Source organism: Flavobacterium sp. UBA6135, from assembly GCF_002428305.1.
In the GTDB taxonomy this organism is placed as follows: Bacteria; Bacteroidota; Bacteroidia; order Flavobacteriales; family Flavobacteriaceae; genus Flavobacterium.
Genome location: NZ_DIVJ01000013.1, coordinates 1 through 22670 on the forward strand (window position 1 = coordinate 1; position 22670 = coordinate 22670).

The 22670-nt window shown below is 37.3% G+C and carries 16 protein-coding genes; 7 read left to right on the plus strand and 9 right to left on the minus strand.

Going from position 1 to position 22670, the window contains the following annotated elements:
* Nucleotides 1-784: T9SS type A sorting domain-containing protein (locus B3L86_RS03880; RefSeq protein WP_291115223.1), on the plus strand; the 784-nt coding region annotated here is incomplete at its 5' end.
* Nucleotides 785-900: 116 nt separating this feature from the next.
* Nucleotides 901-2268, plus strand: a complete 1368-nt coding sequence (locus tag B3L86_RS03885; RefSeq protein ID WP_291115225.1) for a T9SS type A sorting domain-containing protein — start codon at nt 901-903, stop codon at nt 2266-2268.
* Nucleotides 2269-2620: 352 nt separating this feature from the next.
* On the opposite strand, the gene B3L86_RS03890 is transcribed toward B3L86_RS03885, so the two are convergent.
* The 5 genes from B3L86_RS03890 to B3L86_RS03910 all read right to left on the minus strand — a co-directional run bounded on the left by B3L86_RS03890 (nt 2621) and on the right by B3L86_RS03910 (nt 6308).
* Nucleotides 2621-3007 carry an ankyrin repeat domain-containing protein gene (locus tag B3L86_RS03890; RefSeq protein ID WP_291115227.1) on the minus strand — a complete coding sequence of 129 codons (387 nt, stop codon included), beginning with the start codon at nt 3005-3007 and terminating at the stop codon, nt 2621-2623.
* A gap of 154 nt (nt 3008-3161) precedes the next feature.
* Nucleotides 3162-4112 (minus strand): phosphoribosylaminoimidazolesuccinocarboxamide synthase, encoded by a 951-nt coding sequence (locus tag B3L86_RS03895; RefSeq protein WP_291115229.1) that lies wholly within the window; start codon nt 4110-4112, stop codon nt 3162-3164.
* Between the two features lie 126 nt (nt 4113-4238).
* A complete protein-coding gene (locus tag B3L86_RS03900) occupies nt 4239-4742 on the minus strand; it encodes a hypothetical protein (RefSeq protein WP_291115231.1) in 504 nt (167 codons plus the stop codon).
* Between the two features lie 390 nt (nt 4743-5132).
* Nucleotides 5133-5345, minus strand: a complete 213-nt coding sequence (locus B3L86_RS03905; protein ID WP_291115233.1) for a hypothetical protein — start codon at nt 5343-5345, stop codon at nt 5133-5135.
* 12 nt (nt 5346-5357) lie between these two features.
* On the minus strand, nt 5358-6308 hold the full coding sequence (locus tag B3L86_RS03910) for a PhoH family protein (RefSeq protein WP_291115235.1): 951 nt from the start codon (nt 6306-6308) through the stop codon (nt 5358-5360).
* Between the two features lie 107 nt (nt 6309-6415).
* On the opposite strand from B3L86_RS03910, the gene B3L86_RS03915 reads away from it, so the two are divergent.
* The 5 genes from B3L86_RS03915 to dnaN all read left to right on the plus strand — a co-directional run bounded on the left by B3L86_RS03915 (nt 6416) and on the right by dnaN (nt 11157).
* Nucleotides 6416-7252: an SAM hydrolase/SAM-dependent halogenase family protein gene (locus B3L86_RS03915; RefSeq protein ID WP_291115320.1), complete on the plus strand. Its 837-nt coding sequence runs from the start codon at nt 6416-6418 to the stop codon at nt 7250-7252.
* Nucleotide 7253: 1 nt separating this feature from the next.
* Nucleotides 7254-7550 (plus strand): putative quinol monooxygenase, encoded by a 297-nt coding sequence (locus B3L86_RS03920; protein ID WP_291115237.1) that lies wholly within the window; start codon nt 7254-7256, stop codon nt 7548-7550.
* Nucleotides 7551-7560: 10 nt separating this feature from the next.
* Nucleotides 7561-8286 (plus strand): gliding motility-associated ABC transporter permease subunit GldF, encoded by a 726-nt coding sequence (gene gldF / locus B3L86_RS03925; protein ID WP_291115239.1) that lies wholly within the window; start codon nt 7561-7563, stop codon nt 8284-8286.
* Entirely contained in the window at nt 8286-9971 is a 1686-nt protein-coding gene (gene gldG / locus B3L86_RS03930) for a gliding motility-associated ABC transporter substrate-binding protein GldG (RefSeq protein ID WP_291115241.1), read from the plus strand. Before gldF ends, gldG begins: the two co-directional genes overlap by 1 nt.
* Before the next feature lie 67 nt (nt 9972-10038).
* Complete coding sequence (gene dnaN, locus B3L86_RS03935) at nt 10039-11157, plus strand: DNA polymerase III subunit beta (RefSeq protein ID WP_291115243.1); 1119 nt, start codon at nt 10039-10041, stop codon at nt 11155-11157.
* Nucleotides 11158-11509: 352 nt separating this feature from the next.
* Here dnaN and B3L86_RS03940 read toward each other — a convergent pair whose 3' ends face one another.
* The 4 genes from B3L86_RS03940 to B3L86_RS03955 all read right to left on the minus strand — a co-directional run bounded on the left by B3L86_RS03940 (nt 11510) and on the right by B3L86_RS03955 (nt 22307).
* Nucleotides 11510-13372 carry a T9SS type A sorting domain-containing protein gene (locus B3L86_RS03940; protein WP_291115245.1) on the minus strand — a complete coding sequence of 621 codons (1863 nt, stop codon included), beginning with the start codon at nt 13370-13372 and terminating at the stop codon, nt 11510-11512.
* Between the two features lie 89 nt (nt 13373-13461).
* Nucleotides 13462-15330 carry a T9SS type A sorting domain-containing protein gene (locus B3L86_RS03945; protein ID WP_291115247.1) on the minus strand — a complete coding sequence of 623 codons (1869 nt, stop codon included), beginning with the start codon at nt 15328-15330 and terminating at the stop codon, nt 13462-13464.
* An 89-nt stretch (nt 15331-15419) separates the two neighbouring features.
* Nucleotides 15420-17258 carry a T9SS type A sorting domain-containing protein gene (locus tag B3L86_RS03950; RefSeq protein ID WP_291115249.1) on the minus strand — a complete coding sequence of 613 codons (1839 nt, stop codon included), beginning with the start codon at nt 17256-17258 and terminating at the stop codon, nt 15420-15422.
* A gap of 66 nt (nt 17259-17324) precedes the next feature.
* Nucleotides 17325-22307 (minus strand): PKD domain-containing protein, encoded by a 4983-nt coding sequence (locus B3L86_RS03955; RefSeq protein WP_291115251.1) that lies wholly within the window; start codon nt 22305-22307, stop codon nt 17325-17327.
* Nucleotides 22308-22670 lie beyond the last annotated feature (363 nt).

A 22670-nucleotide genomic window follows, 5' to 3' on the forward strand; every position in this document is an offset into this window, starting at 1 on the left:
ATGGGGCTGGGAGTTAGACAACCAAATTCAGCAAGCAGGAAGCGATTCTGTTCCCGAAGATTTTTTCTTTAACAATCCGGGGTCCTACACGATGAGCATTAACAACGGAGGTTGTACAGTTACATCAGAACCTTTGCACTACCAAACGGTTTCTTGTGAAGGTTGTCCAACAGCTAAACCTGAATTGAAAAGTATTACTACAAATAATACACCTTATTGCTCATATACGGTAGTGATAGAAATTTTAAACTTTAGTGGGACACCCTACCAAGCAACAATTTCAAACACATCCAACAATGCAATCATTACACCCGCATCATTTACAATCGATCCCAATAGTACATTCTATACCTTCACAATCATACCTACCGGTCCAATTATAGGCAGCACCACTGATTGGTTGTTACAAGGTAATGTACCGGGCGGTGAAAATGGGTACAACCCATGTCAGATTAGTTTTGGTTTAACAACGTACGAATGTGAAGAAAACAACGAATCTTCTAAAACAGCTTTAACTGAAACAGAATTGAGTCAAGGAGTACAACACCAAGTAAACCTATTCCCCAATCCAGCCAAAGAATCAGTTGCCGTGCAATACAATTTAAGCACCACAGCTGCGATCACTCTGTATGATTTAACAGGTAGAGCATTGGCCGAACATGCAACATCGAATGTCTCAGGCGAATGGAATCTAACCACGGGAACCTATCCCGCAGGTATCTATTTAGTGGTGCTCAAACAAACCGACGGTAAAGTTTGGCAACACAAATTAGTAATTGAATAAATAAACTTCAAACTCAAAACCACCCTTCTCAAAACGAGAAGGGTTTGGGTTTGAAAAAAATTACTATATTTATTCGCACCAAAATCTACGTTTCATTAATCTTTAAATACACAGTTATGTATAAAAAAATACTACTCTTACTATTAGTAACAACTTTCCCGTCTTACTCTCAATGCTTTGGAACTCTCTCTGTAGGCGGAGCTCATGTAACCACTATCAAACCCAACGGCACACTTTGGGGTTGGGGCTACGCAGAATATGGACAATTTGGCAATACTTCTTGGAATGAGCCATTACCAATACAAATAGGCACAGCCAATGACTGGGCTCTTGTAAAAAGTGGGGGTGCTAATACTTTTGTCATTAAAAACAATGGCACCTTGTGGGGATCCGGCGATAACTTGTACGGAGGATTAGGAATTGGAAGCACAGCTATTAATTCCAATGTCTTTTTACAAATTGGGTCGGCTACTAATTGGTCTAAAATAGCAGCTGCTCAATTTTTTACTATCGCTCTTAAAACCGATGGAACTATTTGGGGATGGGGTTTAAATGATTATTTTCAAGTAATTGGTGGCACAGTAGCAAATCAACTCGTTCCTGTTCAAATTGGTACAGCTACCGATTGGGTGGACATCGAAACTACATCAAATAGAACTTCTTTTGCCATCAAATCCAACGGAACACTATGGGCATGGGGAGCTAATGCTGGACACATGCTAGGTCCTTCTAGTATTTCAAGCCTTTCAACCCCAACACAACTAAACACCGCGACCGATTGGGCTAATTTATCAGCTGGAGCTGCTCATATATTGACTTTAAAAACCAATGGTACCCTATGGGTTTGGGGAGACAATACATATGGTCAACTAGGAAATAATACCACCAACACAAGCGTCAATCCTATTCAAATAGGTACTAATACATGGGTTCATATTTCGGCTGGTACACATACTTCCTTTGGAATCAAATCAGATGGCACCCTATGGTCTTGGGGTCGTAATAATAATGGTCAATTAGGTCATGGTACTACAACCAATATTCCAATTCCCACTCAAATTGGCTCTGCTACCGATTGGGCAACCGTTGATACCAACCAATATAATTTTACAGTAGCCACCAAAACCGATGGTTCGGTGTGGGCATGGGGTGATAATTATTTTGGAGAGTTCGGCAATGGCACTACTGTGGGTTCTACTGTACCGGTACAAATAACTTCTATTTGCGTGTTAGATACGCCGGAAATGACCGCTCCAAAACAAATAACACTCTACCCCAACCCAACAAAAGATATACTAACTATAGAACTAAATAACAAGAGCACATACGAACTATATTCTTTAAATGGAAGGCTAGTAAAAAAGGGAGCGTTAGAACAAGGCACCAACCAAATCTCGCTCGATACATTCACCTCAGGTTACTACCTAATCAAAATAACCGACGAACTTGGAAACACCTCCCATGAAAAAATCAGCAAACTCTAAATGTCTTTGCGTCCCGTATTTCCCTCCTCCTTGTCTCGTCCGAAGGCGGATGGAGGGGTTGTCCGCCACGGCGGACGGGGTGGTTCTTATCACTTAAAAACCAATTTCTTAAAAATCAGCAAACACTAAATGTCTTACTACTTAATACTAAAATCTTAACACCTTCAAAACCCTTAGAACCTCAGAACCTCAAAACCTCAGAACCTCAAAACCTTTAAAACCATGAAAAAATCAGTAGGACCTGACAGAACACAAACTATTATAAAATAAAATACAACCCGCTATAAAACAACAATCCCATCAATTTGATGGGATTATTTTTTTAACTAACTCCAATAAAAACAAAACTACTTTATTTACTTTTTAAAAGTTGCACCGCTTCCGTAGCATTCGAAAGTTCCGCATGTTTTAAAGCGGTAAAACCATTTTTACATTTTGCTTTTACATCTGCTCCTTTTTCCATTAAGAACTCCATAATTTCTGTTTGATTGTAACGGGCGGCATACATTAAAGGGGTCATGCCGTTTGTTTTTTCATTAACATCGGCTCCGTAAGAAACCATTTTTTTAACTACATCCAACTCTCCTTTGCTAATTGCAATACACAAGGGTGTTGCATAATATTTTGCATACACAAATTTCTCTGCCTCTGAACGATTAAAATCTGATACGTTGGAAGCTAAAGTAACATTACTAAAAGCCAATAAGGCCAATCCTAAAATACTGATCGTTTTTTTCATGATGATTGATTTAATGATTAATGATTGATTACTTATATAGACGACAAAAATTCCTAATCGTTACAAAATGAATTTCTTATAACAAAAATTTAACAGTTAACAATAAAAAAACCACGCAGTTGCGTGGCTTTATAATTATGATAAAAACGAACGGTTACAACGATGCCAAAAAGGCAACGACATTCTTTTCAATTCGTTCCTGTATATTTGAAATGTCGGCTTTAATAAAAGGTTCGCCTAAAATATTTTCATACAATTCAATATAACGTTCCGAAACAGTGTGGATATAGTCTTCTGTCATATTTGGAATTTGTTGGCCTTCTTTTCCTTGAAAACCATTGGCTATTAACCATTGTCTGACAAATTCTTTTGACAATTGTTTTTGAGCTTCTCCGCTATCTTGTCTTTCCTGATAGCCGTCTGCATAGAAATAACGCGAAGAATCGGGGGTGTGAATTTCATCGATTAATACAATCTTTCCTTCCTTCGTTTTTCCGAACTCATATTTGGTATCTACTAAAATTAAACCTTTTGAAGCGGCTATTTCGGTACCTCTTTGGTATAAAGCTCTAGTATATTTTTCAAGAACTAAATAGTCAGCTTCAGAAACAATGCCTTTTTCTAAAATGGCTTCTCGGGAAATGTCTTCATCATGCGAACCATTATCAGCTTTTGTTGTGGGTGTAATGATTGGCTTCGGAAAACGATCGTTTTCTTTCAATCCTTCCGGCATTGCAACACCGCAAAGTAAACGTCTTCCTGCCGTATATTCTCTGGCAGCATGTCCGGATAAATAACCTCTAATCACCATTTCCACTTTAAAGGGTTCGCATAAATGCCCCACTGCAACGTTGGGATCAGGTGTAGCAATCAACCAATTGGGAACGATATCTTCCGTAAGTTGCATGAATTTCGTAGCAATCTGATTCAAGATTTGACCTTTATACGGAATGCCTTTTGGCATCACTACATCAAATGCAGACAATCTATCGGTGGCAATCATGACTAAAATTTCATCATTGATGGAATAAACCTCTCGTACTTTGCCTCGATAAACCGATTTTTGGTTGGGAAAATTAAAATTTGTGGTCGTTATTGTATTCATAGTTGTGTGTTGTTGTGAAGTGCAAAAGTAAAAATTTAAACTCATTTTTAAAGTATCACCTCTAATATTATATATAAAAAAAGGACAACCGTTAGGTTATCCTTTTTTTATAATTCTACTTTTTAACTAGAACATGATGTTGTAAGTAACACCAAGACCTACAACTTGCAAATCGATATCGTTTTGAGCAAAAGTATGCTGGTAAAAACCATAGATGTTCCATTTTACATTATGGTATCCAATTTGTGGATTAATGTATAAACCTCCCGAATTATTGTCGGTGTTAGTTAAAAATCCATACCCTAAGTCTGTTCCTAAAAACAATCCTTTAGGTTGGAAATAATAACGAACAAAACCGGCCAAAGGAATTAATCCAAAATCTTGAAAATCGTCTTTACCAAAAAAGTGATTGTATCCTGAAGCTACACCAATTCCAAAACTAGGCGTTACAAGGTGTTGTCCTCTAAAATCGGCTCCTACCGTAAGTGAAGTAAAATCGGCTGTATCCCCAAGAGGCATACCTACATTTACTCCTGCCTTAAACCAAGAATTTTCCGGAGTGATAACCAGATCCTGAGCATACGAAAAAGTCACAGCTACCAAACTCAATGCTAAAAATACTTTCTTCATTTTTTTTTTGTTTAAATGTTATACTTCAATTAGACAATTATCGTGCCGAAAAGTCAGAATATTCAACGACACTGAACATTAGACTCTTATAACGCTTAGAACTGACAAATTATTTTTTCAATCGAACAAAAAAATGTAAAAGCCGCAACAACATTGTATAAATCAAATAAATAACCCGTTGGGTGTAATTATTTAATTCAATAGTATTCTGGATATTTTTGCCACGAATTCACAAATTATAAATTTAGTAAATGCAATAATTTGTTCATCTTTGATGAAAATTCGAATTTAATCGAATAATTAGTCTAAAAAATTGGTGGCCCGAGCGTAGCGAACAGACGAAGTAAATTAGTGGTAAAATTATTTGAAAATTTAATTACACCCAACGGGTTAAATAAATACAAAAAATAACAACAAAAAAGCGGCAATCACCCACAAAGGATATACGGTAGTATGCCAGCCCGGAATGATAGAAGTAAAAAAATCCATCGTGTTGGAAAGCACGAAAACAATAACTAGTGCAATGACCATAAGGAATATCTTTTTCATTGTATTGATTAAAAAATCCCCATCAAATGACGCATTTGATGAGGATTTACACATTTAAATAATTATTTAATCATGATTCTCTATGCTTTTGTAAGCATCAATAATTTTCTTCACCAAACGGTGTCTTACAATATCTTTATCGTCTAAGTAGATGATGCCAACCCCTTCAACATCTTTCAAAATCAACAACGCTTCTTTTAAGCCTGAAATGGTTCTTCGCGGCAAATCTACCTGTCCCGGATCTCCGGTTATAATAAACTTGGCGTTTTTTCCCATACGGGTTAAAAACATCTTCATTTGTGAATGCGTCGTATTTTGTGCTTCATCCAATATCACAAAAGCATTATCCAAGGTCCTACCTCTCATAAAAGCCAAAGGTGCAATTTGAATAATCCCTTTTAAAATATAATCTTCCAACGTTTGTGGCGGCAACATGTCTCGCAAAGCATCATATAAAGGTTGCATATACGGATCTAATTTTTCCTTCATATCACCCGGAAGAAATCCTAAATTTTCTCCGGCTTCCACTGCAGGACGGGTCAAAATGATACGCTTGACTTGTTTTTCTTTTAGTGCTTTTACCGCCAAAGCCACTCCGGTGTAGGTTTTACCCGTTCCGGCCGGTCCCACGGCAAAAACCATATCATTCTTCTGAATCAACTCCACCATTTTCTGCTGGTTAGGCGTCATCGCTTTAATTAACTTACCTCCTATTCCATGCACTAAAATCTTATCTTGATCGTGCATCTTGTGTTCCTCGGCAGAATTGCTTTGAATCACCCGATCAATAACATTGGTATCAATATTATTGTAACGTGTAAAATGTACCATTAATCTGTTAAAGCGATTTTCAAATTCGTCAAGCTCTTCCCGTTCTCCAAATACTTTTAATGTGGTCCCTCGTGCTACAATTTTAAGCTTAGGATAGTATCTTTTGATGGTTTCAAGATGGGCGTCTTGAGCACCCCAAAACTCTTTTGGGGCAATGTCGTGAAGTTCAATAATTCTTTCGTTCAAAAGCAATAGTTTTAAAATTAAAAAATAGGTTTTTAATTATTAGATTTGCATCACTCAAATTTAATGAAATTTCATTGAAGGTTTCACGAATAGTTATAAACAAAATGATGTCAATAATTACCCTTACTACAGATTACGGATTAAAAGACCACTTTGTCGGTGCTTTGAAAGGGAAAATTTTAACCGAGGCTCCCGATGCTAAAATCGTTGACATATCGCACAACATCGACCCGTTTAATACTACCGAAACCAGCTATATCATCACAGCAGCTTACAGTAGCTTTCCTAAAGGAACCGTTCACTTGATTGGTGTTGATGCCGAACGCAATTTAGAAAACGAACACATCGCCATGCTTTGGAATGATCATTATTTTATTTGTGCTGATAATGGAATTTTGAGCATGCTTACCCAAAAAATACTCCCGCAACAAGTGGTTGCCATTAATATTCATGACCGATTGACTGTGGATGCCACAGATATGGATGTCTTTAAAACCGTTGCTTGTCATCTGGCCAAAGGCGGTTTGTTGAACGTTATCGGACGGGAAATAAAAACGTTGAAACCCATAACCAACCTGCAGCCTATTGTTTCTAAAACGGGCGACTCTATAAAAGGGAATGTTATTTATATTGACCATTTTGGAAACGTTGTGGTGAATATTACCAAAAAACTTTTCATTGAAACCGGAAAAGGGCGACCTTATGAAATTGCCATTAAACCTAAAGCCTTAAAAACCATTTTACCCAATTATTCGGCCATCGCTCAATCGGGAAAATTTCCGGTGAAGAATTATGAAGGACAGAATTTGGCTTTGTTTAATGAAGCGGGGTATTTGGAAATTGCCATTTTTAGAAGTAATCCCGCTACGGTGGGAAGTGCTACTTCTTTATTGGGCTTGAATTATCGCGACACTATTACCATTAATTTTTTACCCACTGATTGATATGTTTATTCGAATCGTAAAAATGAGTTTTCATCAAGAACATATCCCGAAATTTTTGGGCAACTTTGATTTGATGAAAGAAAAAATACGAAATGCACCCGGAAACCGTTTTCTTGAATTGTATCAGGATAAAACCAATCCGGAAGTTTTTTTTACTTATAGTTTTTGGGAAACCGAAGCCGATTTGGAATCCTATCGGAATTCGGAATTATTTTATGACGTATGGCAGTTTACCAAACAATTATTCAACGCCAAACCGGAAGCGTGGAGCGTAGATAAAGTGGTTAGTTTACCTTAAATTAAAAACAATGAAAGCACTATTTTTAAAAGAAATACAATCCTTTTTTGGTTCCGTTTTGGGCTATTTGGTGATTGTATTGTTTTTACTGCTCAACGGATTATTTCTTTGGGTTTTTGAAGGAGATTTTAATATTTTAAACAGCGGCTTCGCCGATTTGAGTCCGTTTTTCACCTTTGCTCCTTGGGTATTGTTACTTTTAATTCCTGCCATCACCATGAAAAGTTTTTCCGACGAGAAAAAACAAGGCACGATGGAATTGCTTCTCACCAAACCTTTGAGCATTTGGGAAATTGTGAGTGGTAAATTTTTAGCCGCTTTTGTGTTAATTGTTTTGGCACTACTGCCCACTTTAATTTATGTGGTGGTTATTTCTAAACTGGGATATCCCGAAGGAAGTATCGATATGGGGAGCACTTGGGGTTCGTATTTTGGCTTGCTGTTTCTGGTAGCCGCTTATACCGCCATTGGTGTTTTTACTTCTACGCTGTCTACCAATCAAATTGTGGCGTTCATGCTGGCTGTTTTCATCTGTTTTCTTTTCTATTTTGGATTTGAAGGCCTCTCCAAACAAATGACCACTTTTTCAGACGGAATGGCTGCTTTGGGAATGGAATTTCATTATAAAAGTATGAGTAGAGGCGTTATTGATACCCGAGATTTGATTTATTTTATAAGTGTTACTGTTCTGTTTTTTACAGCCACTGTTTATCAACTTAAAAACTTGAAGAACTAATGAAAAAAATAAACAAAAAACTACTTATCAATTGGCTGTCATTAGTAGCGGTGCTTCTTGTTATCAATACAATCAGCTCCCATTTCTTCAAACGTTTTGACTTAACTGCTGATAAACGGTACACGCTTTCGGAACATACTCTGGAATTGTTAGCTTCTATTGAACAACCCTTGTTTATTGATGTTTTTTTAGACGGTAATTTTCCGAGTGACATCAAAAGACTGCAAGTGGAAACCAGACAATTGTTGGAAGAATTCAAAGCTTATAATTCCAACATTCAATTTCAATTCATCAATCCGTTAGCGGAAGAGGGAGATAAAGACGCACTAATCGAAGCTTTTTATGAAAAAGGCATGACGCCCATCAACCTCACCGTTGAAGATAAAGGCAAGCAATCACAAGAGATTGTTTTTCCTTGGGCCATTGCTTATAGTGGTGATAAAGACACCAAAGTTCCCTTGCTGAAAAACATGATGGGGGCTTCCACAGAAGAAAAAGTCATCAGCTCGGTGCAACATTTGGAATATGCATTTGCCAATGCCATTGCAACTGTTACCAAAGAAAAAAGTAAAAAAGTAGTGGTTCTAAAAGGCAATGGCCAACCCGAAGATGTGTTTATTGGCGATGCCTTGAAACAAATCAGAGAGAACTATTTCATTGCTCCTTTCACTTTGGATAGTGTGGCTAATAATCCTGAAAAGGTGTTAAAACAACTGCAAGGGTATGATTTAGCTATCATGATTAAACCTACCGAACGTTTTTCTGATGAAGAAAAATTGGTTTTGGATCAATATGTCATGTCAGGTGGAAAAATGCTGTGGTTGATGGATATGGTTTCCATAGAAATGGATAGTTTGTATAACGATACGGGAACCAGTTTGGCCTACCCGAAAGACTTAAATTTAAACGATTTATTTTTTAAATACGGAGTGCGAATCAATCCGTATTTGATTAAAGACATTATGGCTACACCCATTTCGTTAGCCACCGGTGCGGAAGGTTCTGCCACACAATACAAACAGTTTCCTTGGTTTTATGCTCCCATGATTTATCCGTCCAGCAAACATCCCATTGTGGCCAATCTTGATGGATTAAAATTTGAGTTTACCAATCCCATAGACACCTTAAAAAACAACATTCAAAAAACGGTGTTGTTGCAATCTTCTCCCTATTCAAAAGGCATTGGAACACCAATTGAGGTTTCGCTTGAAATGGTGTCGGAAAGACCTGAACCAACCGATTTTCAGAATAGCGGGCTACTACCTGTAGCCGTTTTATTGGAAGGAAATTTCAAATCGGCTTTTCAAAATAGAGTGTTGCCTTTCAAAACTGAGGGGTATAAAGAAACCAGTACGGCCACTAAAATGATTGTTGTATCGGATGGCGATGTCATCAAAAACCAATTGGATAAAAACTACCAACCGTTAGAATTGGGTTATGACAAATGGACCAATACCTATTATGGTAACAAGGAATTCATCCTAAACAGTGTCAATTTTTTGTTGGATGACAGCGGACTTATTAACATTCGAAGTAAGGAAGTCAACCTACCCTTGCTGGATAAAGAAAAAGTATATGACAATTATAGTCTTGCTCAATGGATAACTATTGGAGTTCCAATAACTATTGTCGTATTTTTCGGACTGCTGTTTATCTATATTCGAAAAAGAATTTATGGTAACTAGTGTTAATAAAAAACTTTTTGATATTGTTGAGTTAGAGTTATATTTGTGGTTATAAAAATTAAGCGAAATGAAGTTTATCGTATCGAGTTCCTATTTATTAAAACAATTGCAAGTTTTAGGTAGTGTTATCAACAGTAGCAACACCTTACCTATTTTAGATAATTTCCTTTTTGAATTAAACGATACGGTTTTGACTGTATCTGCTTCTGATTTAGAAACTACCATGTCCGCTATCCTGGAGATTGACAGTAAGAGTCAAGGCAGTGTTGCTATTCCGGCAAAATTACTTTTAGAGATATTAAAAACATTCCCGGAGCAACCGCTAACGTTCACCGTTGAAGAAAACAGCACCATTGAAATCAGTTCCAATTCCGGAAAATATGCCTTGGCGTATGCTCCCGGAGATGAGTTTCCAAAGGCAGTGGTTTTAGACGAACCTTCTGCCACCATAGTTCCTGCTGAAGTTTTAGCGTCAGCAATCAGTAAAACTATTTTTGCTGCCGGTAATGATGATTTGCGTCCGGTAATGTCCGGTGTGTTTTTCCAATTCTCACCACAAAGCCTTATTTTTGTAGCTACCGATGCTCATAAATTAGTAAAATACTCCAGAACGGATGTTACCGCTTCTGAAGTGGCGGAATTCATTATGCCTAAAAAACCGTTAAACATTTTAAAAGGTATTTTAGCCATGACCGATAGCGAAGTGAAAATTGAATACAACGACAGTAATGCCGTTTTCTCTTTTGATTCCTATATGTTAGTATGTCGTTTGATTGATGGAAAATACCCAAACTATGAGGCTGTTATTCCGAAAGAGAACCCAAACAAACTGCATATTGACCGAACACAATTGTTAAATTCTGTGCGTCGTGTTGCCATTTTCTCTAACAAAACTACGCATCAAATCCGTTTAAAAATTGCAGGTACTGAACTGAACATATCCGCAGAAGATATTGACTATTCAAACAAAGCTGAAGAACGTTTGACGTGTGATTACCAAGGTGATGACATGCAAATTGGTTTCAACTCACGCTTCTTAACAGAAATGCTAAACAACCTGCATTCTGACGAAATCATGTTGGAAATGTCTTTACCCAACAGAGCCGGTATTTTAACTCCGGTGGATGGATTAGACGAAGGCGAAACCGTTACGATGTTAGTCATGCCGGTGATGCTGAACAACTAAAAATAAAACACCACTTATTTATACTGAAAAAACCCTTATCTCAATTGAAATAAGGGTTTTTCTATTTCATCCATCTTGCTCTCCAAAATTTGATTCATGACAATAACCCCCACAAATAGCTCCCGCTCTATGTCATTCCGACGCAGGCTTGTCCCGCCTCGGCGGAAGGACACGAGCGACAGCGAACTGGCGAACCAATCTCATAATCAAATCACACACGCTGGTTCGAGCCTCCCGCCCCCTAACAAAAATTTAAAAATTATTCATAAAGTTTTTCAACACAAAAATCAAGAACTTTTCTACTTTCCTGTTGACTACTGCTTCTTTCAGGATATTTACTCTCATACCATCCCTACTCTCGCAACACCTTCTCCATATAAACCACTCCATCCAAACCTAATAACCTAACCAAATAAGTCCCTTTACTAAGCCCTTCCAAAGAAATACTATAATTGGATGTGCCGGTAAACTCGCCACGAAGCAGCTCCTGACCTAACAAATTATAAACCATGTACCCTTTTAAATCAGTAGCATCTATAAATAACATACCACTAGTAGGATTGGGATAAAACTTAACTGCGGGTTTTACTTGGTCACCTACCGATAACGGAGGTGCACATGGTGTATTTCCTAACTTGGCTATAAAAAAATCACTATAACCACCATTGGTAGTTAATGGTGCAATAGTAGGATGATTCAAAAAAATAGTACTTCGAGCATAACCACCAACCACATAATTTCCATTGTGATCTGTAGCAATTGCCATTAATTCTTCAGAAGCATTAAGACCTAAAACATCCGGGATATCATGCATGGCAAGTGGCACTCCTGTTTCTTTGTTAAAACGGATTAATACAGGTGCAACCCCGTTGCCATAAACGCGAGGCATAGCCAAGGTTCCCCAGTAATTCTCATGCAAACTTGTTCCGATAGCCACTTCATTTGCGTTAATAGCAATTGTTCTACCGTAACAATTATTACATCCATTCGATTGAGCAGCTGTATTACCAGTAGCAGGATTCAAATTTGTGCCCCATAATAAGTTACCTTGAGGATTTAGTTTGATCAGATAGGGACTTTGAGATTGTTGGGTAAAAGTATATCCAGCTAAAGAAGCAAATAGATTATTATTCGTTTGATTTCCGGCTAACCCTGTCAAATAAACATTAGAGGCTTCATCCGTAGTAACACTAATTATTGAAGCACTAAGAGTTGTGGGAGCAGATGCAACCTTCCGCCACAATTCCGTGCCTAGAGCATCTAAGGCATAAACTGCACCTCCAGTATTTAAAGGCACACCTTCCCATGTAGCACTGGTATTAAAAGGACTAACATAAAAATAATACCTACTATTTAAAGGATCACGATGAAGTTTAGTATAATTCAAATTAGTTATACCCGTATAGGGAAGCGGAATATTACTCAAGTAGTTTCCGTCCTTGTCATATTTTAATATCGTATGATATTCGCTTACACTATTTGGAACAACTAATGAACCATTTAAATGGTTACCTGGAGAAAAAACACAGTGCCAATGTAAAACACCACTTGGTTCTGCAATCAATGAATACCCAAAACCTCTTCCTTCAAAAAAACCGGGAGTAGCGACCGTTGTCACATTTTCATCTTGAGGCATGCGATGCCATAAATAATTACCATTTGTGTCGTATTTTATCAAGGCTATCCATCTATTATTAGGATCTGGTGTATTAGATGTACCTGGGCCTAAAAAAACATTTGGTGCATAATGTGGAGGTACATTTGTGTTATTAGTCCGAGCTGCATTTATTGTTGTAAAAGAAATATACAACCCTCCTAAGGTGTCGAGTGCCATTGAAATATAAGATTCACCTACATGTCCTCCTATAGTAGTATGCCATCTAAAGTTACCTTCACAATCAGTAGAAACAATATAAATATCATTATCTATTGAAGCAGTTCCATATTTAGTAATTGTCTGGCCCATGAACTGCGGATTAAAATTGGTTACCGTTCCGGCAAAATAGTAATTATTGTGCTGATCGATTTTAACGTCATAAATTTGTTCCAAACCTAATTCCCAAGATCCTGCACTACCTGCATTTTGATTACCTCCGCCACGATGAGCCCACTGCCAAGAATAAGTCTGTGCAAAACCACTAAAACCAAGTAGAAAAACAATCATAAACCCTAACAGGAATAGTTTCTTTCTTATACAAAATAGTGCTCTTTTCATAAATTTATCTTCCGTCTGTTAGTAAATTCAATTTTGAACTTACCGCAGTATTTATTAAAATTAAGATTAAAACCTATATAACTCAATGTCTACTCACGCAACACCTTCTCCATATAAACCACTCCATCCAAACCTAATAACCTAACCAAATAAGTCCCTTTACTAAGCCCTTCCAAAGAAATACTATAATTAGATGTGCCGGTAAACTCACCACGAAGCAATTCCTGTCCTAATAAATTGTAAACCATGTACCCTTTTAAATCAGTAGCATCTTTAAATAACATACCATTAGTAGGATTGGGATACAACTTAACTGCGGGTTTCACTTGGTCACCTACCGATAACGGTGGTGCACATGGTGTATTTCCCAACTTGGCTATAAAAAAATCACTATCACCACCATTAGTAGTTAAAGGAGCAATAGTAGGGTGATTCAAAAAGATAGTACTTCGAGCATAACCCCCAACCACATAATTACCATTCAGGTCTGTGGCCACTGTCATAAGTTCTTCCGATGAAATGACACCCAACACATCCTTAACATCATTCATCGCAATGGGAACTCCTGTTGTTTTATTAAATCGAACCAAAACCGGTGCTACACCGTCTCCATAACTACGCGGCATTGTCAAACTTCCCCATGAATTGGCCTGTAAACTCCCTGCTAATGCAACTTCATTGCCGTTCATCGTAAGTGAACGTCCCGGACAATTGCAATCATTTAGATTTGTTGCACCAGTAGAAGGATTTAAATTAGTACCCCACAATAAAGCACCACTGGAATTCAATTTAATAAGATATGGACTCGTTGAAAATTGAGTAAATGTATAACCCGCCAAAGAAGCATACATGTTATTAATAGTTTGATTACCTGCAGTACCGGTTAAATAAACATTAGATTGCTCATCTGTCGTTAATCCAACAATAGATGCGCTGAGAGTTGTTGGTGAAGAAGCTACTTTTCGCCATAACTCAATACCCGATGCATCTAATGCATAAACAGCTCCAGCTGCGTTAATCGTTTCTCCTTCCCAAGTTGTTGCAGATAAACCACTTGAATTAACAGGTGTAAGATAAAAATAATATCTATCATTAAGTGGATCGCGATGGAGCTTAGTATAGTTGGGTCCTGATCCTCCAGTAAAGGGTAGTGGTATGTGACTGAGGTAATTGCCATCTTTGTCATATTTTAAGATGACATGATACTCACTCACACTTGTTGGTACAATAAGAGCACCGTTCAAATGATTTCCCGGTGAAAATTGGCAATGCCAATGAATAGTACCATTCGGTTCTACTGTTAAAGAATAACCTGTTCCAAGTCCTTGAAAAAAACCAGGTTGGTTGGTTGATGTAACATTTTCATCTTGAGGCATACGATGCCATAAATAATTTCCACTAGTATCATACTTAATTAAGGCTATTCTTCTGTTATTTGGATTGGGATTGGCTCCATTAGTCCCAAAACCCAATGCCACACTAGGTGCATAATGAGGAGGAACATTCGTGTTGTTACTACGTGATGAATTAATCGTAGAAAATGAAATATACAAACCGCCAAGAGTATCAAGATCCATTGAAATATAGGATTCACCTACATGACCTCCTATAGTAGTATGCCATCTAAAATTACCATCACAGTCAGTAGAAACAATATAAATATCAGTATCGATGCTATTAGTTCCGTACTTTGTTATTGTTTGCCCCATAAACACAGGATTAAAATTTATGGCTGATCCTGCAAAGTAATAATTATTATTCTGATCAATTTTGACATCGAATATTTGTTCTAGCTGAGGTTGAAAGGAGCCATTACTCATAATGCTCTGATTACCTCCACCGCGATGAGCCCATTGCCACGAATAAGTCTGTGCAAAACCACTAAAACCAAGTAGAAAAACAATCATAAACCCTAATTGGAATAGTTTCTTTCTAATACAAAATAGTGCTCTTTTCATAAATTTATCTTCCGTCTGTTAGTAAATTCAATTTTGAACTTACCGCAGTATTTATTAAAATTAAAATTCATACCAATTGTACTCAATGTCTACTCTCGCAACACCTTCTCCATAGAAACAGCTCCATCCAAACCTAATAACCTAACCAAATAAGTCCCTTTACTAAGCCCTTCCAAAGAAATACTATAATTGGATGTGCCGGTAAACTCGCCACGAAGCAGCTCCTGACCTAACAAATTATAAACCATGTACCCTTTTAAATCGGTAGCATCGATATACAACATACCACTGGTTGGATTGGGATATAACTTAACTGCGGGTTTCACTTGGTCATCTACCGATAACGGAGGTGCACATGGTGTATTTCCCAACTTGGCTATAAAAAAATCACTATAACCACCATTGGTAGTTAATGGTGCAATAGTAGGATGATTCAAAAAAATAGTACTGCGGGCATAACCCCCAACAACATAATTACCATTGAGGTCTGTGGCCACTGTCATAAGTTCTTCCGATGAAATGACACCCAACACATCCTTAACATCATTCATCGCAATGGGAACTCCTGTTGACTTGTTAAATCTGACCAAAACCGGTGTTACGCCATCTCCATAACTACGTGGCATTGTCAAACTTCCCCAGGAATTGGCCTGTAAACTCCCTGCTAAAGCAACTTCGTCACCGTTTATTGTAAGTGAACGTCCTGGACAATTGCAATCATTTAGATTTGTTGCACCAGTAGAAGGATTTAAATTAGTACCCCACAATAAAGCACCACTAGAATTCAATTTAATAAGATATGGACTCGTTGAAAATTGAGTAAATGTATAACCCGCTAAAGAAGCATACATGTTATTAATAGTTTGATTACCCGCAGTACCGGTTAAATAAACATTAGATTGTTCATCTGTCGTTAAACCAACAATAGAAGCACTGAGAGTTGTTGGTGAAGAAGCTACTTTTCGCCACAGCTCCATACCCGATGCATCTAATGCATAAACAGCACCAGCGGCAGTAAGCGTTTCTCCTTCCCAAGTTGTTGCAGATAAACCACTTGAATTAACAGGTGTAAAATAAAAATAATACCTATTATTAAGTGGATCGCGATGGAGCTTGGTATAGTTAGGGCCTACTCCACCAGTAAAGGGTAGTGGAATATGACTAAGAAAATTGCCATCCTTATCATATTTTAAAATGGCATGAAATTCACTAACATCCGTAGGCACAACAAGTGCTCCGTTCAAATGATTGCCCGGTGCAAACCTGCAATGCCAATGAATGGTACCATTCGGCTCAACAATCAAAGAATAACCAAGTCCCCTTGTTTCAAAAAAACCGGGAGTATATACAGTCGTAACATTTTCATCTTGAGGCATGCGATGCCATAGATAACTCCCAGAAGTACTGTATTTAATTAAAGTAATAGACCTATTATTTGGATTAGGAGTATTTGAGGTTCCGGGTCCTAGAAAAACACCCGGTGCATAATGTGGGGGTACATTTGTATTATTGGTTCGTGAAAAATTAGCTGTTGTAAAAGAAATATACAATCCACCAAGATTATCTAAATCAATAGAAACATATGAAACACTTGCGTGCCCTCCTAAAGTGGTGTGCCATCGATAATTTCCTTCACAATCAGTAGAAACTATGTAAACATCGGTATCTATGTTATTAGTCCCGTACTTAGTGATAGTCTGCCCCATAAATACAGGGTTAAAATTAGTAACCGCTCCCGCAAAATAATAGTTGTTATCCTGATCAATTTTTACATCATAAATCTGTTCCAAACTTGGCTGCCAAGAGGCATTACTTCCTGCGTTTTGATTACCTCCCCCACGATGAGCCCATTGCCACTCATAGGTTTGGGAATAACCGAAAAAAGAAAAAAGAAAAAAGAAAAATGCATAGGTTAGTTGTTTTTTCATAGCTATATTGTTTTAAATTCAAATAAAAAAACCGCAGGCTTTGGGACACCTGCGGTATAAAGATACTTATTTTTTTACCAAAATTTGTTGCTGTAGGGCTTTCCCATTTGCAAAAAGTACCACAACATAGTTTCCGGTTGGTAATGCACTCACATCAAAAGGCACACTTCCTATGGCTTCCTTCAAATTTATTGAACCGCGTTGAATACCAAGCATATCATAGACTTTAATTTGCCCTTCATGAAAAGCTCCCAAATCGTAGTCAATTGAAGTAACAGTTACAGTAGGGTTAGGTACAATTTTTAAACTGTCAGGTTGTGATGCTATTCGTACTTCATTAGCTAACTCAACTTCTTTATCAGCAAAACAGATAATGTTTCCGTTTTTGTCTTTCAGTAAAAAACGAATAACAATTGTCCCTCCGGGATAGCTATTGGATGGAATAAAAGTGAGCGGATTAAAATGATGTGTTGTTCCGGCAGGTACATACGCACTTGACGGCACAAACACACCGTAGCTTTGTGGTGAAGAAATTTCAAGGATAACAGTACCACCTGAATTATTATGATAATACCCCTGAAGTTCAAAATAAGTGTACGGTTCAGTATACAAGTTTATCTCTTCAAAAACCAATGTTGGGTCACACTTTTCACATGAAATTTCTGAAATAATCAACGGATTACTCTTTACAAGACACAACTCATTTTCTAACGTTAAATCCAAAGAACCATTACCTCCCAGTTGATATACAGGGGAAAATCCTGTGCCAAAAGAATCAGGAACAGTATCCACATCCCAACTGAAATGGTTAAATTGAGCATTAGGTGCGGGTAATAAAATTTTAGTGGCCAATTCTTCCTTACACAATTCCACACAACCCGACGGAAACAACCACAAATAAATGGCAGGATCTTTAGGAACAAATAGCTGTTTGGTAACCGCACATCCATTGCCCGCAATATAAGTCACACTATATGCTCCACCGGCATTCACCACAGTACTTTCCCCGTTTGCACCATTACTCCATAAAAAAGTACCTCCACTTTGTGTTGCTGAAGCCATCAATTTAACTTCATAAGGATTGCAATTATATAAAACATATGAAACGTCCAATTCGGCAGCTTCTAACACAGTAACCTCAAACTCAGACCAAGACGAACAACTAGCGTTTAAGGCATCGCGAACTTCGATACGATAATAGTAGCTACCCGCAACACTTTCTGAAAAACTTAAGGTTGTTGGAGTGGAGACTGACCAATTTTGTAGTACAACACCATTGCGTAGCCAGCGTTTTTCTAAACTACTGCCACCACTCACTGTTGCAGTTAAAACAAAGTTCGTATCAGCACAGACAACATCCGGACCATTCAAATTGACGTTTGGTGCCGGGTAAAAGGTAACCGTAGTGGCAGGAGTACGTCGGTCTGAACAACCAAAATTATCATATAAAATCACCCAATAGGTACCACTTTGTGTAGGCGAATATGTGGATGAAGTCGCTCCAACTATAGGTAAACTACCTTGCATCCATTGGTAGCTAAACGGAGTACTTTGAGAGTTAAAATACGCCAATGATACTAATTCTCCGGAACAAAAGACACCTCCACCATCTATTTCTCCATTTGTATAATCTGCAGACGAAACAATATCTTCCGTTGAAACAACATTAGAAAATATACAGCCGTTAGGGTCTGTTATAAATAAAGTTATTGCCACTAAATTTCCATTGCTATCTTTTAAATTAATTATGGTTGGTAATATATTATCTTGGGGATTAGGTATTATAAAACCGGTGCCGTCAAATCGCCATTCATAACGATAACCTGCCATAGTTGGAGTATTCAAAGTTAATAATACCGCTTGTTCTGTACAATTAGGGCTATGAGAAATAGTAAAACTCGTATCGGGATCACCATCTAAAGTAAGCGTGGTTTCCGACATACAACTAATTATATCCGGATAAAGCGGATGGCTCAATTGCAATCCTAAGGTATAGGTTCCCGCTGTTAAAGTGGTGGTATTATAAGTTGAATTAGGACCCGACTGAACAGGTGAGCCATTTATATAAAATGTATAAACCAAATAATCTAATTCTGCGTCAGTTAATATATGTGTAGAATTATCTAAAAGGGTCAAATCATACGAACCTTGACCTAAACAGGATAATTCATAACGAATATCAGACAGGAATGGAACATTGATTTCTACAGCATCTTGTACCATACACATTTGTCCTTCTCCATTGAGGTAGTAAACCCTATAGAAAACCACATAATTACCTGGATAAAGCACTTCAAAATTTGCGGTGGTATCCGTAGAAGAGGTTAATGTCAATCCTGTAGTAGAAGGATAAAACCAAGTTACATTAGCAGGTGTGTGTGTAAAAGATCCGGTTAATTGAAAAGAATAACAATTACTTTGATTAGTTATAGAGGCACTAACCACCGGTGTAAAGCTCAACGCACATGAAGCCTGTGGACAATATTCGTAAATTGCTATTTTACGCGATTTACTCACACATCCATTATCTGCAATGGCCAACGCATAATACTCTCCAAAACCGGTAGCATTAGTTATCGTAATATTTACACCACTTCCCACATAAATAGGTGTCGTTCCATTTTCTTTATACCATTCTGGTGCTCCTACCAAAGTTAATCCTCCTTGCACATTTGCAGTTAGATTGACACTAAAGTTGCCGCTAGAGTCAAGACATATCCCATAATTATAGCCGGGTGTTATGGCAATTCTAGGAGAAGGTAATACGGTAACTTCACCAAGTAAGGTAGCAGTAGTATCACATCCATTGGGGTTAACAATTGAAACAGTAATTGTTTGTAAAATGTCGGTATCGTAAATGTTTTGAAAGTTGAGCATACCACTCGCAAAAGTTGTTCCGGGAGAAGTAATAGTTTGAGAATACGTAGACCCGTTTCCTAAATCCCAAATAATTGTCCCGAAATCAAGTGTAATATCTGATTCTATTTCTAAAAAGAAAGGGTTAAAATCACCGGCACAGATAACTGTTTGAAGCAAATTCCAACTTAAAGTTGGTGTCGCAGCCAAGGTTACATCAAACTCGAACGTTTCTACTTTTCCACAAAAGCGGATATCCAAATATACTTTACCTAAATTGGTTTCTGAAATTTCATTCCATGAAACAGATACCGTGTCAGTCCCTTGCCCTGCCGTAATGTTTCCAAAATTAGTGTTACCCGTTACACTTTCAATACGCCATGTTATATCTTCTACATCACTCATATAATCAAAATCAAATGTAAACGCAGTAAAGGAACTTGGACAAAAAGTTGATAAATTATTTACATTCTCAATTTCTATAACAACCTCTTTTGGATAAACTTTTAAAATGAGAGGCTCTGTTGGACAAAAGGGAGACTCATTCCGCTGCATTTGAACAATTACCTCATAATAACCTGTAGAAGGTACTGGATCATCAAAAATAAGTACCACTGAATCTCCTGTATTCGGACCTTGAATGGTGCCACCAACAGTAGACCAAACGAGGCTAAAACCACTGGCCGCAGACGGCATAGAATAGGTATAAGGCTGGCTTTTACAAACTAAATCATCACCGGTAATAGTAGAACTTAAAGAACCTGTTTCATAAACAGAAATAAATATAGTCTTATCTTCACAACTATCCGGCGAAGAAGCAGAAAGAGCATAAGTCCCTGCTTGAGTAAAAAGATAATTGAAACTGCTTCCTGATCCAACATTAAGTACAGTTTGACCTAAACTTAATTGCCAAGTGGTATTGGGGAAATTAGTTGAATAATTACCTGTCGATCCTTTACACAAAGCTATATCACCAAAAATGTCCTGACTTTCATCAATGTTTAATGTAAGCGTTGCTACACCGCCACACCCGGTTAATTCATTTTGATAAACACATTTTAATAAATAAATTCCGGGATCTAGAGCACTCACAACAGCCTCATTCAACTGATCGGTTTGTATTACATTTGTTGCTGTTGTACCACCTGATAGGTAAGTGATAGACCATTCAAAAAAAGTGCCTGGCCATTGCGGCAATGTATAACGATACTGGTTAAAAACACATAGCTCTGTTTCACCTTGAATTGCTCCATTTTGTTTTATAACAGGAATCTTTACTGTTGTCCAAACAGGACATTCACATTCATTTAAAGCACTTAAATAACCAAAACCTTCGTCATCCACATCATCCCAAATGACTTGAACAGAATTTGAATCAGGATATGAAACAATATGGCCACCCTCCACTTTCCATTTAATCTCACATTCCGCTCCTTCTACAGTATAATTTTCAATGGCTCCCTCACATACTACTGTAGGACAGCTTATCGGTAAAGCAGGTCTGTTTATCCGTATATTTAATGCATATTTTGCAATACAATGACATTCATTTCTAACCTCCAAAATCACGGTATAAGGCCCTGAATTCATATATGTATGAGTGGGCTCAAATTCAGAGGAATAGGTACCATCTCCAAAATCCCAAAAATAAGAAATCAATTGTGTACCTCCATCAGGATGAGAATTGTTATTAAAATACAAAGGTACTTCGGCACAAAAATCCATATTCACATTGATTCCGGCAACGGTAAAATCAGCAACAGGTCCTTTAATAATATCTACACAAAAAACTTTTTGTATTACGGTTTGGTCGATGAGTGTAATTGTAAAACTGACAAAACCGCTTCCAAAAGATCCCCATGTGATGGCAGCGTGTAATTGATCTCCGGATAGGGAACTTATAACTCCTCCGGAAACACTCCAATCAACTTGTGCAATGCTATTGCCTTGAAGGCTATAGTTAACAACACTATTTTCACAGGTTTTAGTACAGCTACCTTCTCCTATGGTTTCGATAAATACCTCTTTTATCCTGTCTTCTTCATAAGCCAAGCATCCTACTTGAGAATCCCAATAAAAAAGAATACCGGATTGTTGAGCAAAAAGTGTAGTACTACAACTTAGCAATACGAAAAGAAAGAGGAATAATCCTTTGTGCAAGGACAAATACCTGATGGTGTTTTTAATTTTCATTTTATTTAGTTAAATTGGTTAAAACGTAGAATCGCGTTTGACAATAAAAAAGCACAAACGAATTTCAAGGTGTACTATAAAAAATAAAATAAAAACATCACCGGTTACATGAGAAGTACACGCTAGTGTAATTTACAGAATAGACAAAACGTATTTCTGTAAAAAACAGTAACAGCCAAATTTAACTTTAAAACTAAAGGCGGTCAATACGTAAAAACACTTAATTTTCAATATAATTTAACTAGTGAAAACACTTAGTCATAAAAACCACAGAACATATAGGAGATGTTTTGTATTTGTAATGTAATATGTAAGGTTTTTATTTAACTACATTACCTTATAGAATATTACATGATGGAAAAA

Coding starts and splice junctions, on each gene's coding strand:
- B3L86_RS03895 (WP_291115229.1), bottom strand. CDS start 4,112: ATGAATACAATAACGACCACAAATTTTAATTTTCCCAACCAAAAATCG.
- B3L86_RS03885 (WP_291115225.1), top strand. CDS start 901: ATGTATAAAAAAATACTACTCTTACTATTAGTAACAACTTTCCCGTCT.
- B3L86_RS03915 (WP_291115320.1), top strand. CDS start 6,416: ATGTCAATAATTACCCTTACTACAGATTACGGATTAAAAGACCACTTT.
- B3L86_RS03920 (WP_291115237.1), top strand. CDS start 7,254: ATGTTTATTCGAATCGTAAAAATGAGTTTTCATCAAGAACATATCCCG.
- dnaN (WP_291115243.1), top strand. CDS start 10,039: ATGAAGTTTATCGTATCGAGTTCCTATTTATTAAAACAATTGCAAGTT.
- B3L86_RS03955 (WP_291115251.1), bottom strand. CDS start 22,307: ATGAAAATTAAAAACACCATCAGGTATTTGTCCTTGCACAAAGGATTA.
- B3L86_RS03940 (WP_291115245.1), bottom strand. CDS start 13,372: ATGAAAAGAGCACTATTTTGTATAAGAAAGAAACTATTCCTGTTAGGG.
- B3L86_RS03945 (WP_291115247.1), bottom strand. CDS start 15,330: ATGAAAAGAGCACTATTTTGTATTAGAAAGAAACTATTCCAATTAGGG.
- B3L86_RS03905 (WP_291115233.1), bottom strand. CDS start 5,345: ATGTGTAAATCCTCATCAAATGCGTCATTTGATGGGGATTTTTTAATC.
- B3L86_RS03950 (WP_291115249.1), bottom strand. CDS start 17,258: ATGAAAAAACAACTAACCTATGCATTTTTCTTTTTTCTTTTTTCTTTT.
- B3L86_RS03900 (WP_291115231.1), bottom strand. CDS start 4,742: ATGAAGAAAGTATTTTTAGCATTGAGTTTGGTAGCTGTGACTTTTTCG.
- B3L86_RS03890 (WP_291115227.1), bottom strand. CDS start 3,007: ATGAAAAAAACGATCAGTATTTTAGGATTGGCCTTATTGGCTTTTAGT.
- gldG (WP_291115241.1), top strand. CDS start 8,286: ATGAAAAAAATAAACAAAAAACTACTTATCAATTGGCTGTCATTAGTA.
- gldF (WP_291115239.1), top strand. CDS start 7,561: ATGAAAGCACTATTTTTAAAAGAAATACAATCCTTTTTTGGTTCCGTT.